A 14,186-nucleotide genomic window follows, 5' to 3' on the forward strand; every position below is an offset into this window, starting at 1 on the left:
TTAGTTTTGTCCTCCTTTAGCTTTCACTGATTTATGACGAGGGCGAACCCAATATCTAATGATGTAATTAGCACCAACAAAGAAGATGATCAAGGCTGAAACAACATCGATAATTTCAGGTGGAACACCAATCATACCACTCTTACCAATAGACAAAACACCATAAAGAAGGGCGGCAAATGGGATACCGATAGGTGAGTTAGACGCTAAAAGCGCAACCGCCATACCGTTCCAACCGATAGCCAATGAAGCGTTTTGAACGAAGACATTTTGGAATGTACCAAGTCCTTCTACTGTTCCTCCAAGACCACATAGAGCACCTGAGATAATCATTGACATGATAATAACACGTTTAGATGACATCCCTGCATACTCTGAAGCATGAGGATTAAGACCTACAGATGTAATTTCAAAACCAGTTGTTGTTTTCTTAAGCAAGAACCAAACTAAGAAGGCAGCCGCAAGAGCTAGGAAGAAACCAATATTGAAACGCGAACCACCAGTTATTTGAGATAAGTACTCCGTTTGATAACTAGCTGAGGCTACAACCTTGTTAGAAGCTTCTGAAGAACGCAACATTTCAGCTGTAAATCCAAAGCGAATAATATTGTTTGCTACATACAAAATGATGTAGTTCATCATGATGGTAACAATGACCTCACTAGTTCCCAAGTAAGCACGGAGAATACCTGGAATAGCCCCAGCGATACCACCTGCAACCAGACCGATTATGACTGTACAGATAACTGAAATCACCTTTGGTAAGTCAGGGAATGACAAAGCAAACCATACGGCAGAAACCCATCCTGCCAAGGCTTGTCCTGGCAAACCAACGTTAAAGAAACCTGCCTTAGATGCAACAGAGAATCCTAGTGCAATCAGAATCAGCGGACTCATGGCACGAAGAATTTCACCAATATTTTTCAATGAGCCGAAGGCCGTTGTGAAAAGATCATAGTAAGCCCAGAATGGATCGTAACCGAAAATCAACATCAAAACGGCTCCAATCAGCATTCCCAAGAGGACAGCAATTAAAGGAACTGCCCAATTTTGTACTTTTTTAGACATTTGCTTCCTCCTTATTCAATTGTCCACCAGCCATAAGAATACCAAGATCTTGCTTATTCGTTTCAGCAGGATCTAGAATTCCCTGAATTGCACCATCATAGATAACCGCAATTCTGTCTGACATATCAAGAATTTCATCCAATTCAAAGCTGACAACAATCACAGCCTTACCTTTATCACGTTCTGCGATAATACGTTTACGGATGTACTCAATGGCACCAACGTCAAGACCTCGAGTTGGTTGACTTACAATAAGAAGTTCTGGGTCACGGTCAATCTCACGAGCGATAACAGCTTTTTGTTGGTTACCACCTGACAATTCACCACCAGCAATTAACTCTCCTGCACCACGAACATCAAATTCTTTCATCAATTCACGCGCTTTAGCATTGATGACATTATAGTTCAAGATACCATTCTTAGAATTTGGCTCTTTGTAGTAGGTTTGAAGAGCGATATTTTCAGCAACTGTCATTTCAAGGACCATACCATCACGGTGACGATCTTCAGGAATATGGCCAACACTCATTTCAGTAATCTGACGAGTTGTCTTATGAATAATAGATTCACCCTTGATGGTAATATCACCTGACTTAACTTTACGAAGTCCTGTAATCGCTTGGACAAGTTCTGTCTGACCATTGCCATCGATACCGGCAATACCGATGATCTCACCAGCACGAACATCTAATGACAGATTTTTTACAGCAGGTATTCCTCGGTTCTCGTTAACCACCAAATTTTTAATAGAAAGAACAACTTCTTTTGGATTTGAAGGAATTTTCTCTGTCTTGAAGGAAACCTGATGGCCAACCATCATTTCGGCTAAGTCAGCATTTGTTGACCCTTCAATCGTTACCGTATCAATTGATTTACCACGTCTAATGACAGTGACACGGTCAGAAACTGCTCGAATTTCATCCAACTTATGGGTAATCAGAATAATCGACTTGCCTTCCTTAACCAAGGTCTTCATAATGTTTAGAAGTTCAGTAATTTCAGACGGAGTCAATACCGCAGTCGGCTCATCGAAGATCAAAATATCAGCCCCACGATACAAAGTCTTAAGGATTTCAACACGCTGTTGAGCACCAACAGAGATATCTGCAACTTTGGCAGTTGGATCTACCGCAAGACCGTATCTTTCAGAGAGTTCAGTAATTTCCTTGATAGCCTTCTTCATATCAAGGACACCACCTGCTTTAGTTACCTCACTACCCAGGATGATATTTTCAGCAACTGTAAAAGCTTCAACCAACATAAAGTGTTGGTGAACCATCCCAATCCCCAGTTTCGTTGCTTTAGATGGTGAATCAATCGTCACCTCTTGTCCTGTAACCTTAATGGTACCGCTCGTAGGTTGCAAAAGACCTGAAAGCATATTCATTAAAGTTGACTTACCTGCACCATTTTCACCGAGGAGGGCATGGATCTCTCCTTGTCTCACATCAAGATTGATATGGTCATTTGCCACGAATTCACCAAATTTTTTGGTAATATCGTGCATCTCAATGACATTTGGCTTCGTCATACAATCTCCTTCCAAGAATAATTTTTATTTCAGCAAAGGGAATCATTAACTGCTTCCCTTTGCTGAGACAAAAATTTGTCTCAGTCTAAGTTCTATAAAGACTTATACTTAACTATTATTTGCTAAGACCATCAGTTGGTTTCAATTCACCATTCTTGATTTGTTCTTTAGCTTTTTCTACTGCATCTTTGATATCTGAAGGAAGATTAGACGTTACAATGTCAACACCACCGTCTTTGATACCGTAAGTCTTAGTTTTACCACCTTCGAATTTATCGCCTTTGACTTGTCCGTTAGCAATATCTTTAACAACTGTACCAACTTGTTTGATTGTTGAAGTCAAAACAAAGTTAGATTTTTTCTTGTCTGAAGATGTATAATTACCTTCTGCTGTTTGGTCACGGTCAACACCGATTACCCATACTTTCTTATCGCTTTCAGCATCAAGTTTTTCGTTAACTTCTTTAGCAGCTGTGAAGACACCAGTACCAGTACCACCAGCAGCTTGGTAGATTACGTCAACGCCTGAAGCATACATTGTTGAAGCGATTGTTGTCCCTTTAGCTGCATCAGAGAATGATTCAGCATATTGAACTTGTACATCGATGTCAGGTTTTACTGACTTAGCACCAGCTGTGAAACCAGCTTCAAAACGTGTAATTGTGTCTGATGTTTGACCACCGATGAAACCAACTTTATTTGTTTTTGATTGCATAGCTGCTGCGATACCTGCAAGGTAAGCACCTTCATTATCGGCAAACAAAACGCTTTCAACGTTCTTTTGGTCTTTAATAACATCGTCAATAATTACATAGTTCACATCTTCGTGTTCTTTAGCTGCATCTGCTACTGCATCATGAAGAGCAAAACCAACACCAAAGATGAGATTGTAGCCTTGACTTTGTGCTGAAGACAAGTTTGTTGCAAAGTCAGACTCTGAACCAGATTGGAAGTAATTGTAGCCAGAATCTTTTTCAAGTTTGTTAGCTTTACCCCAAGCTTGAAGACCTTCCCATGCTGATTGGTTAAATGATTTATCATCTACCCCACCAGTATCTGTAACGATAGCAGCTTTAACTTTAGAATCAGCTGATGATCCACCGCGTCCGCCACGAGCACATGCTGCAAGACCAAGTGCTGCTACAGCAACAAGGCCAAGACCGATAATTTTCTTGTTCAATTTCATCTTGAACACTCCTCCTATAACTTGCAAGAAAACTTGCTTAATAAAGAATAAAACAACTAGACTATTGTAAGTCTGTAAAAGAGTATGGTAACAACTCTCCGACTGTCATCTCGACTGTCGATTTATCTTCAGCGATAAGAATCACTTTAGAATCGGATTTAAAAAACTCAGCCATCACTTGGCGACATGCACCGCATGGTGATATAGGCTCTTTGGTATCACCGTAAACAGCGAGACACTCAAAATCACGGTGTCCTTCAGATACCGCTTTAAATATAGCCGTTCTTTCTGCACAATTGGTCAATCCAAAAGAGGCATTTTCTATATTGCAGCCTTGAAAGATTTCTCCATTTTTTGTAATCAAAGCCGCACCAACTCTAAACTTAGAGTAGGGAACATAGGCATTTTCAGCTGCCTCTTGTGCTGCATTTATCACTTGCTCTTTTTCAATAACTGTCATGACTTTCTTGCCCTTTCATTATGGCCACTCCTGACGAAGTACCAATACGGGTTGCACCAGCTCTGATAAAGGCTTGAGCCGCCTCAAGTGTACGTGCTCCACCAGATGCCTTGACTCCCATAGTAGGACCCACAGCTTCTCGCATAAGTTCAATATCTTCAATGGTAGCACCACCAGTAGAAAAACCTGTAGATGTCTTCACAAAATCTGCACCTGCCAGTTTTGCTAATTGGCAAGCTTCGACCTTTTCTTCATCAGTCAATAGACAAGTTTCAATGATAACCTTTACAAGTTTACTTCCACTAGCTTCAACAACAGCTTTAATATCGTCTTCAACTAATTTAAGATTTCTAGATTTAAGAGCACCGATATTGATTACCATATCAATTTCATCCGCCCCATTGGAAATAGCATCCTTGGCTTCAAAAGCCTTAACTGCTGAGGTCGATGCTCCCAAAGGAAAACCAATAACCGTACAAACTTTAACAGAACTATCTTTTAGCAATTCAGCTGCCGTTTTGACCCAAGTTGGATTAACACAGACGCTGGCAAACTCATACTTCTTAGCCTCATCAATTAAGGAAAGAATCTGTTCTTTATTAGCATCAGCTTTTAGTAAGGTATGGTCAATATAGCTATTAACAGACATAAACAAACTCCTTAATTAGATTTGGATTAAGGCCTAAGAAATAATTTTTAATATTTCATTTGGCTTTTTACACACTCTACCAATAATAACATTTTTTTCGAATTCAGTCAGCATTTTTTCAGATAAAATTTCTTGGCTATAGACCTTGGCAATAAGGTCTCCTTGAGTCACAGAATCGCCAACTTTCTTTTCAAATACAATTCCTGTTTCATAATTAAGACTATCTGACTTCGTAGCTCGACCTGCTCCTAATTGCATGGCAAATTTCCCAAATGCCATAGCAGGTAACTCTTTAATGTAACCTGTTTCATGAGCATGAATATCTGTCACGACAGGAGCACTGGTATGACGATAAAGATCGGTCAAATCACCACCTTGAGCTTGAATGAGTTCTTCAAACTTAGCAAGAGCTTTTCCACCCACTAAGTGCTGACGAATCTCTTCCTGACTAGCTTCAACCTGAGCTAAATCTAATAGAATCTCAGCCAACTCACAGATAAAGTCAGTGATATCTTCACGTCCCCTACCTTGCATAATTTCAATAGCCTCTGTGATTTCTAAACGGTTACCAATAGCCTTACCTAGTGGCTGGCTCATATCTGTAATAACTGCAATCGTTTCACGATTGACCTCATGACCTAGTGCAACCATGGTTTCAGACAACTTCTCAGCGTCAGACATATTTTTCATAAAAGCGCCTTGACCAACAGTAACATCCAGTAAAATCTTATCAGCGCCTGCTGCAATCTTTTTGGACATAACAGAGCTTGCGATTAGAGGAATGGAATCTACTGTTGCAGTGACATCACGCAAGGCATAAAGAAGTTTATCAGCCTTAACTAAATGCTCAGACTGACCAATGAGGGAAATTCCAATGTCTTTAACTTGCTGAATGAACTCTTCCTTGCTACGCTCAACCTGATAGCCTTTGATAGACTCTAATTTGTCAATCGTTCCACCTGTATGTCCAAGACCACGACCACTCATCTTAGCTACTGGAACACCAAAGCTAGCTACAAGTGGCATAAGGATGATGGTTACCTTATCGCCAACACCACCGGTCGAATGTTTATCTACCTTAACACCTGGAATTTCCGACAAATCATATTGTTCACCTGAAGCAACCATATCAGTGGTCAAATCATGGATTTCACGAATAGACATTCCTTGATAATAAATTGCCATCGCCAGTGCAGCTATCTGATAGTCTGGAATTTTCCCAGACACATAGCCATTAATGAGATATGAAATTTCCTCTGTGCTTAACTCGCCTCCATCTCTTTTCTTTTCAATTAAATCAACGGTTCTCATATTTTCTCACTTCTAAGGATATAATATCCTTTATCCTTTTTAACGACTTCAGCATTACCAAACACATCCTCCATCTTAGCTTTAGCTGACGGAGCTCCTTGTTTTTTCTGAATAACAATAGTTAGGTTACCACCTTGATTGAGATAATCATATGCCTCCTCAATAACTTGATGAACCACCTTCTTGCCAGCACGGATAGGTGGATTAGAAATAATATAGTCAAAACTTCCAGTAACATTTTCATAGACATTCGATTGGAAAATAGTAGCTTCAACCTTATTTCGTTCAGCATTTTGTTTCGCTAAATCAATTGCCCTACTATTGATGTCAATCATTGTGACTTTGACTCCTTGTACCTTGGCCAAACTAATACCAAGAGGACCGTAGCCACAGCCCACATCTAATAGTGTGTTTCCAGCTTCCAAATCTAATGCACTCAAAAGCACTTGACTTCCATAATCAATCATTTTTTTAGAGAAAACCCCAGCATCCGTATAAAACTGAAAACTTTCTCCTAACAAATTTACCTTTAAATCATGAATATCGTGAGCCGCATCTGGCGTCTCAGCATAATACATTTTTGACATTATTTTTTCCTTCTAGATAGTCTTTTCCCTTTATCGTATCATAAATACCAAAGTAAGGCTAGTGATATGATAAGGCTTACATTCCGGCTTTTTTTCTGCTATAATGTTAGCTATGTTAAATGAATTTATCAATTTCGAAACGATATCACGTAAGGAGTGGCAACGCCTTCATAAAGAAGGTAATGCCCCATTGACTGCGGAAGAACTTGATTCCATTCGTAGCCTTAATGACAAGATCGATGTGCAAGAAGTTAGTGATATTTATCTTCCCCTTATCAATCTCATTCGTATCTATCAGAAAACGGCCAATGATTTAACCTTTTCTAAGAGTATCTTTTTACAAAAATCACAGACTAATCGTCCATTTATTATTGGGGTATCTGGTTCAGTTGCTGTTGGCAAATCCACTACCAGTCGTTTGCTTCAACTCTTGTTACAACGTACCTTCCCCCAATCTAAGGTTGAACTTGTAACAACCGATGGCTTTCTCTATCCTAACCAAGTCTTGAAAGAAAAAGACATCCTTAACCGTAAGGGTTTCCCTGAATCCTACGATATGCCGCTTCTTCTCAATTTTTTAGATACTATAAAAAATGGTGGTGATGTCAATATTCCTGTTTACTCCCATGAAATTTATGATATTGTACCAGGTCTTACACAAGAAATCAGACAGCCCAATTTTTTGATTGTCGAAGGGATTAATGTTTTCCAGAATCCTATTAACCAAAGACTCTACATGAGTGACTATTTCGATTTTTCTCTTTACATTGATGCTGAAGTTAATAATATCGAATCATGGTATCTCGAACGTTTTCAAACCCTTCTTGAGCTCGCCAAGAAAGATGAAAATAACTATTACCATCGTTTCACTAAATTCAGTAAAGATGAAGCCTTATCTTTAGCACAAAAAACTTGGCGTGATATCAATTTGGTTAACCTGGAAAATTATATCGAACCTACACGAAGCCGAGCCGAACTGATTCTTCATAAGGGAGACAATCATAAAATCGACTTCATCCACTTAAAAAAATAGAAAAAGCTTGCCAAGGGGTCTAAAATAACGTATAATGACATAGTTAGATAAATTTTGGAGGTGAAAACATTGGCAAATATTAAATCAGCTATCAAACGCGCTGAACTTAACGTTAAACAAAACGAACAAAACTCAGCTCAAAAATCAGCTTTGCGTACTGCTATCAAAGCATTCAACGCTAACCCAACTGAAGAAGCTTATCGTGCTGCATCTGCTAGCATCGATAAAGCCGCTTCTAAAGGTTTGATTCATAAAAACAAAGCAAGCCGCGATAAATCACGTCTTGCAGCTAAATTGGCTAACTAATTGAAAGCTCCATTTAGGAGTTTTTTTATTACCTTATAACATAAAAACCTGCTAGACCATAGGCTAGCAGGTTTTCTTTATTAATTAAACTCCAGTGATTTTAACTTCAAAAATAGTCCCCTTCGGATGATTGTCCTTGACAACAATTGTTCCTTTAAGAGCTAAAACAATTTGTTGCGCTAGTGATAAGCCCAGTCCAAACCCACCTTTTTGTCTAGTTCTAGCCTTATCTACTCGATAAAAGCGATCAAAGATTTTTTTCTTATCACTATCTGATATACCAGGACCATTATCAGCTACCGAAATATAAAGATGTCGGTCATTAGTGCGAACTGTAAAGATAACATGTCCATCATCTTCTGTATATTTAATAGCATTATCAAATAATATGGTCATTAGCTGCTTCAATAGCGTTTTATCAGTATGGATTGGACGACTAACTTGGTTTTGACCCGTGAAACCTTTCTCATTTTCTTCAGCAATCATAGCATAATTGGTAAATACTGTATCAAAGAAAGCAGGTTCTAAGGTTTCGATTTCCGGCTTAATACCATCGTCACGACGAGCCAAGTTCAAGAGATTTGTCGTCAACAGACGCATATTACGTACTTCATCAAGACTTGAAGCAATATTCTCTGAATTATCTAAAATGGTGCTCTCAGGCTTGCGGAAAAGAACTTCTAATCGGTTTTGAATCACAGCAAGCGGTGTCCGTAACTCGTGACTGGCATTTTCAACAAAAGCCTTCTGCTTCTCCAGACTTTCCTGGATAGGACGTCTTGACCACTTGGCCAAATACATACTAGCCGCAACAGATAGGAGCCAGAAGAAACTCATCATGATGACAATGAGCTTGACATAACGTTCAGTGGCTTCTTCCAATTGAGTTGTATTAATCGCAATAACAAGGTACTTAGCATCAGGATAGAGACTATTATCTACTTTTTCAGTAATCAGGCGATACTTTTCGGTTTGATCGAAATAATTCTGAGCGCTTCCCTTGCTAATAACATCAATGTTATTTTTATCTATTGGTAAATTGGATAAGCTAGAAAATTTGTCAACGACATTGAGGACTTTTCCATTCTTATCAAGCACTAAGACACTGGTATTCGCCGCAACAGATAAATCGTGAGGGGCATCTTCCATCTTTGATCTCTTCTTAGATTCTTTTTTAGAGCCACTCGAGTCAGGTGTTTCATCTGTCGACCCTTTAGTATCATAGGCTTGGTAGATGGTTGTCGTATTATTTTGATCTACCTCAGAAGTCAGAAAAAGTTCCCGTTTTAGCATTTCCATTTCTAAATAAGAATTGGTCTTAGTTGCTGCCATTTTCAGACTAGAGTCCACATTGGAATAAACACCGTAACTCAGAATCTGCAAAATCATGACAGTCATGACAAGGAAAATACCAGAAAAAGTAGCAAAGAAATGAATAAAAGACTTAAATCCTTCTGACTTCATTCTCCTAAAGAGATAATTGAAAAATTTAGTCAGCATTCTTCAAAATGTACCCCACACTTCTCAAGGTTTGGAGGTTGGCAGCAAAGTCTGTTCCTTTAAGTTTCTTACGAATTTTAGAAACATATACTTCAACAACCGATACCGTGGTATCACTATCAAATCCCCAAAGACGGTCAAAAATTTGTGACTTAGGCAAGATCACATTCTGATTTTGTAAGAAATAAACTAATAAATCAAACTCTTTACCAAGAAGTTCTACTTCTTTATCACCCACAAAGGTTGAATTTGTAGCAAGATTGACACGAACATCACCGAAAGAAAGTGTGTTTTGGTCAAATTTACCAGAGCGTTTCAAAAGTGCTTGAATACGCATCTTCAACTCTTCTAAGTAGAAAGGTTTGGTTAGATAGTCATCCGCACCAAGTTCAAAACCATGTCCCTTATCGTCTAGACTTTCCTTGGCAGTCATGATAAGTACAGGAGTTGTTACACCTTTATCACGTAATTCTCTAAGAACAGTGAAACCATCTTTTTCAGGTAACATTAAGTCTAAAAGAATCAAATCATAGACGCCACTTTCAGCTTCGTAGAGGCCTTCATCACCATCAAAGACCTGCATAACATCAGCAAAGTCATCTAAAAAATCAAAAACTGAGTTGGACAAACTCAAATCATCTTCAACTAGTAATATTTTAATCATAGTTATCCCCCTTGCTAGGTGCCAAAGATCTAAAGAACACTTTGACTAAGTCTTATCATTATATCTAAAATACACATAATCATCTAGTGCTTTGATCTTCTTTTATTTAGATTCAGTCTACTATACTTTCCTTAAGTTTTTCATAACTGGAACGAAAAAACAGCACCAATAGGTACTGCCCTCTTATCGTTATTTTTTCTTAGAACAAACCAACAGCTGTTCCGTCTTCAGAAACGTCCATTTTAAGGGCTGCTGGAGCTTTTGGAAGGCCTGGCATGGTCATAACATCACCTGTAAGAGCCACGATAAATCCAGCACCTGTTTTAGGAACAAACTCACGAATAGTGATATCAAAACCTTCTGGTGCTCCAAGCAAGAATTGGTTATCTGAGAAACTATATTGTGTTTTAGCCATACATACTGGTAATTTATCCCAACCAAATTCGGCAAATTGCTTGAGTTGGTTTTTAGCTTTTTTCTCGAAGACAACTGATTTACCACCATAGATTTCAGTAACAATCTTAGTGATTTTTGCTTCCAAGCTATCATCATCAGAATAAAGACGTTTATAGTCGGCATTACCATTTTCAACAGCATCAACTACCGCGTTGGCAAGGTCAATACCACCATCAGCACCATTAGCCCAAACGCTAGCCAATTCAACAGGAACATCGATTTCTGCACAAAGTTCTTTAAGGGCTGCAATTTCAGCTTCTGTATCAGCAACAAACTCGTTAATAGCAACGACTGCAGGAAGACCGAATTTACGAACGTTTTCCACATGACGTTTCAAGTTAGCGAAGCCATCACGAACAGCTTGAACATTTTCTTCAGAGAGGTCAGTTTTGGCTACCCCACCGTGCATTTTGAGAGCACGAAGTGTCGCAACAATAACAACGGCATCAGGAGTTGTTGGGAGGTTTGGAGTCTTGATATCAAGGAATTTTTCAGCACCAAGGTCAGCACCGAAACCTGCTTCAGTAATCGTATAATCAGCCAAACGAAGAGCTGTAGCTGTAGCTAGAACTGAGTTACATCCGTGAGCGATGTTGGCAAATGGACCACCGTGTACCAAGGCTGGTGTCCCATAAATTGTCTGTACCAAGTTTGGTTTGATGGCATCTTTAAGAATAAGGGTAAGCGCACCTTCAATTTCAAGATCACGTACATAAACTGGTGTACGATCATAACGGTAAGCAACTACAATATTTGCCAAACGTTCTTTAAGGTCATTAATATCAGTAGCCAAGCAAAGAATCGCCATGATTTCAGACGCAACAGTAATATCAAAACCATCTTCACGTGGAATACCATTAAGTGGTCCGCCAAGACCAACGTTTACATGACGAAGCGCACGGTCATTAAGGTCAACCACACGTTTCCAAATGATACGACGTTGGTCAATGCCGAGAGCATTTCCTTGGTGAATATGATTGTCAAGAAGGGCTGACAAAGCATTATTCGCTGTAGTAATAGCGTGCATATCCCCTGTGAAGTGGAGGTTGATATCTTCCATCGGAAGCACTTGAGCGTAACCACCACCTGCAGCACCACCTTTGATTCCCATAACCGGACCAAGAGATGGTTCACGAAGGGCAATCATTGTTTTCTTACCAATTTTGTTAAGAGCGTCTGCAAGACCAATTGACATGGTTGATTTCCCTTCACCAGCTGGTGTTGGGTTGATAGCTGTCACCAAAATCAATTTTCCTGGCTTATTGTCTTTGACTGCATTGATCTTATCAAATGACAATTTTGCCTTATATTTTCCGTAGAGTTCCAAATCGTCAAAGCCGATTCCAACTTTTTCAACTACTTCTGTGATTGGTTTTAATTCTACACTTTGAGCAATTTCGATATCTGTTTTCATGAGACACTCCTCTATATTTTTCTAGAATATATTATATCAGAGTTTGATAAAAAACGCATTATTTTTGGTTAATTACTTTTCAATGTTCGGTTTTTGTTTTGTTATAAATCGTTATAACTTTAATTTATAGGGGTACACCCCAAAAATACCTACTATTATTTACAAAAGACTCAATTTTTAGTACAATACTACTATGAAAATTTTGATTACATCGGGTGGTACCACTGAAAAGATTGATGCTGTACGTGGAATCACAAACCATTCAACAGGTTATCTAGGTAAGGAAATTGCTGAACTTTTCTTGGCTAAGGGGCACCAAGTAACCTTAGTAACGACCAAGACAGCGGTTAAACCAGAACCGAAAGAAAATCTAAAGATTACAGAAATTACGAACGTAGATAGTCTTCTCAAAAAAATGGAGCCACTCGTCAAAGAGCACGATGTTCTCATCCATAGTATGGCAGTCTCTGATTATACGCCTGTTTATATGACGGATTTCGCTGAATTAGAGGCTACTGAAGATCTCGCTCAATTCTTGCATAAGTCTAACACTGAGAACAAGATATCTTCAGCTTCAGAGTATCAAGTTCTCTTTCTTAAAAAAACACCGAAGGTCATTAGCCTTGTTAAACAATGGAACCCTACTATTCAGTTAATTGGCTTCAAACTTTTGGTTAATGTAAGTAAAGATGAGCTTTTTGAGGTTGCTCGTGCAAGTCTAAGACGCAACAAAGCAGATATCATTGTCGCAAACGACTTGAGTGATATTTCTCCAGATCAACATATCGCCTATCTAGTTGACGAAAAAAGCGAGGAGAAGGTTAGGACCAAAGCTGCAATTGCTCGAGCTTTATTTGAAAGGATATGCCATGACTAAACGTATCATCCTTGCTGTTTCAGGATCAATTTCTGCCTATAAAGCAGCCGATCTAACAAGCAGGTTAAAGAAAAAAGGTTATGATGTTCACGTCATTATGACTGAAGCTGCTCAAGCCTTTATCACCCCTCTGACACTTCAAGTTCTCTCGAAGAACCCCGTTCACACTGATGTCATGGAAGAAAAATTAGCTGAAGGTATTAATCATATTGACTTAGGAAAAGAAGCTGACCTCTTTATTGTAGTTCCAGCTTCAGCAAATACCATTGCCAAATTAGCACATGGTATGGCCGATAATATGCTTACTGCTACTGCTTTAGCTTTACCTAGCACTACCCCAAAACTAATTGCCCCTGCAATGAATACGAAAATGTATGAAAATCCACTGACTAGGAAAAATTTAGATACTTTGCATGACCTTGGCTACCAAGAAATTCTTCCAAAATCAGGTTTACTGGCTTGTGGAGATACGGGACGCGGTGCCTTAGCTGATATCGATGACATTATTGAATCCATTAACAATGCTTTAACAAAATAACCTTGTAGAGAATAAAAAGGAGTTTATGATGAATAAGAAAAATAAAGCAAACCAAACAGCGCAGTTAGCGCTCTTGATAGCGACTATGGTTGTTATCGAAGTACTTAGTCAAACCATCTTTGCCGCTTTTGTACTTCCAATTAAACCAACCCTAACGCACATCCCAGTTATTATTGCTAGTATCGTCTATGGTCCTAAAATTGGAGCCTATTTGGGTGGTTTCATGGGAATTATGAGTATTGTTCGTAATACAATCATTTATACGGTTAGTAGCTATCTCTTTAGTCCCTTTGTTGAAGGGGGAACTTGGGCATCTGCAGTCATTGCCATCGTCCCTCGCATCCTAATCGGTATTTTCCCTTACTTTGTCTACAAGTTACTTCAAAACCGTCTAGGTTTGACTCTATCTGGGGTTTTAGGTGCTTTCACAAATACATTTTTCGTACTTATTGGCATCTACTTCTTAATCCCTAACTTCTACACAGCGGGTGGAAAAACACTAATGGCAACCATTTTCACAACAAATTCGATTGCTGAAATGATTATCGCTGGCCTGCTAACCCTAAGTATCACACCTGTGTTATTAAGATTGAAAAAATAAAGAAA

General features: G+C 38.9%; 15 protein-coding genes. 5 read left to right on the forward strand and 10 right to left on the reverse strand.

What is annotated here, in order from left to right; genetic code table 11:
- The 7 genes from H7U02_RS07785 to H7U02_RS07815 form a co-directional block, all read right to left on the reverse strand.
- Entirely contained in the window at positions 1 to 1,068 is a 1,068-nt protein-coding gene (locus H7U02_RS07785; protein ID WP_073689919.1) for an ABC transporter permease, read from the reverse strand.
- Complete coding sequence (locus H7U02_RS07790; protein WP_073689920.1) at positions 1,061 to 2,599, reverse strand: ABC transporter ATP-binding protein; 1,539 nt, start codon at positions 2,597 to 2,599, stop codon at positions 1,061 to 1,063. Before H7U02_RS07790 ends, H7U02_RS07785 begins: the two co-directional genes overlap by 8 nt.
- A 115-nt stretch (positions 2,600 to 2,714) precedes the next feature.
- Entirely contained in the window at positions 2,715 to 3,779 is a 1,065-nt protein-coding gene (locus tag H7U02_RS07795; protein ID WP_277619197.1) for a BMP family lipoprotein, read from the reverse strand.
- A gap of 67 nt (positions 3,780 to 3,846) precedes the next feature.
- Positions 3,847 to 4,245: a cytidine deaminase gene (locus H7U02_RS07800; RefSeq protein WP_037600840.1), complete on the reverse strand. Its 399-nt coding sequence runs from the start codon at positions 4,243 to 4,245 to the stop codon at positions 3,847 to 3,849.
- Positions 4,232 to 4,894, reverse strand: coding sequence for a deoxyribose-phosphate aldolase (gene deoC / locus H7U02_RS07805; protein WP_022496692.1), 663 nt, complete (start codon positions 4,892 to 4,894; stop codon positions 4,232 to 4,234). The genes H7U02_RS07800 and deoC overlap by 14 nt, the downstream gene beginning before the upstream one ends.
- 33 nt (positions 4,895 to 4,927) lie before the next feature.
- A complete protein-coding gene (locus H7U02_RS07810) occupies positions 4,928 to 6,205 on the reverse strand; it encodes a pyrimidine-nucleoside phosphorylase (RefSeq protein ID WP_110981456.1) in 1,278 nt (425 codons plus the stop codon).
- On the reverse strand, positions 6,202 to 6,792 hold the full coding sequence (locus H7U02_RS07815; protein WP_110981457.1) for a class I SAM-dependent methyltransferase: 591 nt from the start codon (positions 6,790 to 6,792) through the stop codon (positions 6,202 to 6,204). The genes H7U02_RS07810 and H7U02_RS07815 overlap by 4 nt, the downstream gene beginning before the upstream one ends.
- 112 nt (positions 6,793 to 6,904) lie before the next feature.
- On the opposite strand from H7U02_RS07815, the gene coaA reads away from it, so the two are divergent.
- Both coaA and rpsT read left to right on the forward strand, forming a co-directional pair.
- Positions 6,905 to 7,825, forward strand: a complete 921-nt coding sequence (gene coaA / locus H7U02_RS07820) for a type I pantothenate kinase (protein ID WP_037597889.1) — start codon at positions 6,905 to 6,907, stop codon at positions 7,823 to 7,825.
- Positions 7,826 to 7,894: 69 nt separating this feature from the next.
- Entirely contained in the window at positions 7,895 to 8,131 is a 237-nt protein-coding gene (gene rpsT / locus H7U02_RS07825) for a 30S ribosomal protein S20 (protein WP_037597891.1), read from the forward strand.
- A gap of 84 nt (positions 8,132 to 8,215) precedes the next feature.
- On the opposite strand, the gene H7U02_RS07830 is transcribed toward rpsT, so the two are convergent.
- The 3 genes from H7U02_RS07830 to H7U02_RS07840 all read right to left on the reverse strand — a co-directional run bounded on the left by H7U02_RS07830 (position 8,216) and on the right by H7U02_RS07840 (position 12,165).
- A complete protein-coding gene (locus H7U02_RS07830; protein ID WP_110981458.1) occupies positions 8,216 to 9,631 on the reverse strand; it encodes a sensor histidine kinase in 1,416 nt (471 codons plus the stop codon).
- Positions 9,621 to 10,295 carry a response regulator transcription factor gene (locus H7U02_RS07835; RefSeq protein ID WP_049546057.1) on the reverse strand — a complete coding sequence of 225 codons (675 nt, stop codon included), beginning with the start codon at positions 10,293 to 10,295 and terminating at the stop codon, positions 9,621 to 9,623. The genes H7U02_RS07830 and H7U02_RS07835 overlap by 11 nt, the downstream gene beginning before the upstream one ends.
- 199 nt (positions 10,296 to 10,494) lie before the next feature.
- Positions 10,495 to 12,165 (reverse strand): formate--tetrahydrofolate ligase, encoded by a 1,671-nt coding sequence (locus H7U02_RS07840; protein ID WP_110981459.1) that lies wholly within the window; start codon positions 12,163 to 12,165, stop codon positions 10,495 to 10,497.
- A 193-nt stretch (positions 12,166 to 12,358) separates the two neighbouring features.
- Between H7U02_RS07840 and H7U02_RS07845 the strand changes: the two genes are divergently transcribed.
- The 3 genes from H7U02_RS07845 to H7U02_RS07855 are packed head-to-tail and all read left to right on the forward strand — an operon-like array spanning position 12,359 to position 14,181.
- A complete protein-coding gene (locus H7U02_RS07845; RefSeq protein WP_110981460.1) occupies positions 12,359 to 13,042 on the forward strand; it encodes a phosphopantothenate--cysteine ligase in 684 nt (227 codons plus the stop codon).
- On the forward strand, positions 13,035 to 13,580 hold the full coding sequence (gene coaC / locus H7U02_RS07850) for a phosphopantothenoylcysteine decarboxylase (RefSeq protein WP_073686340.1): 546 nt from the start codon (positions 13,035 to 13,037) through the stop codon (positions 13,578 to 13,580). Before H7U02_RS07845 ends, coaC begins: the two co-directional genes overlap by 8 nt.
- Before the next feature lie 28 nt (positions 13,581 to 13,608).
- The gene (locus tag H7U02_RS07855; RefSeq protein WP_070438309.1) at positions 13,609 to 14,181 is read left to right on the forward strand and encodes an ECF transporter S component; all 573 of its coding nucleotides are present in this window, start codon (positions 13,609 to 13,611) and stop codon (positions 14,179 to 14,181) included.
- Positions 14,182 to 14,186: the final 5 nt, after the last annotated feature.

It is taken from the genome of Streptococcus sp. 3.1, from assembly GCF_016648915.1.
Taxonomy (GTDB): Bacteria; Bacillota; Bacilli; order Lactobacillales; family Streptococcaceae; genus Streptococcus; species Streptococcus salivarius_E.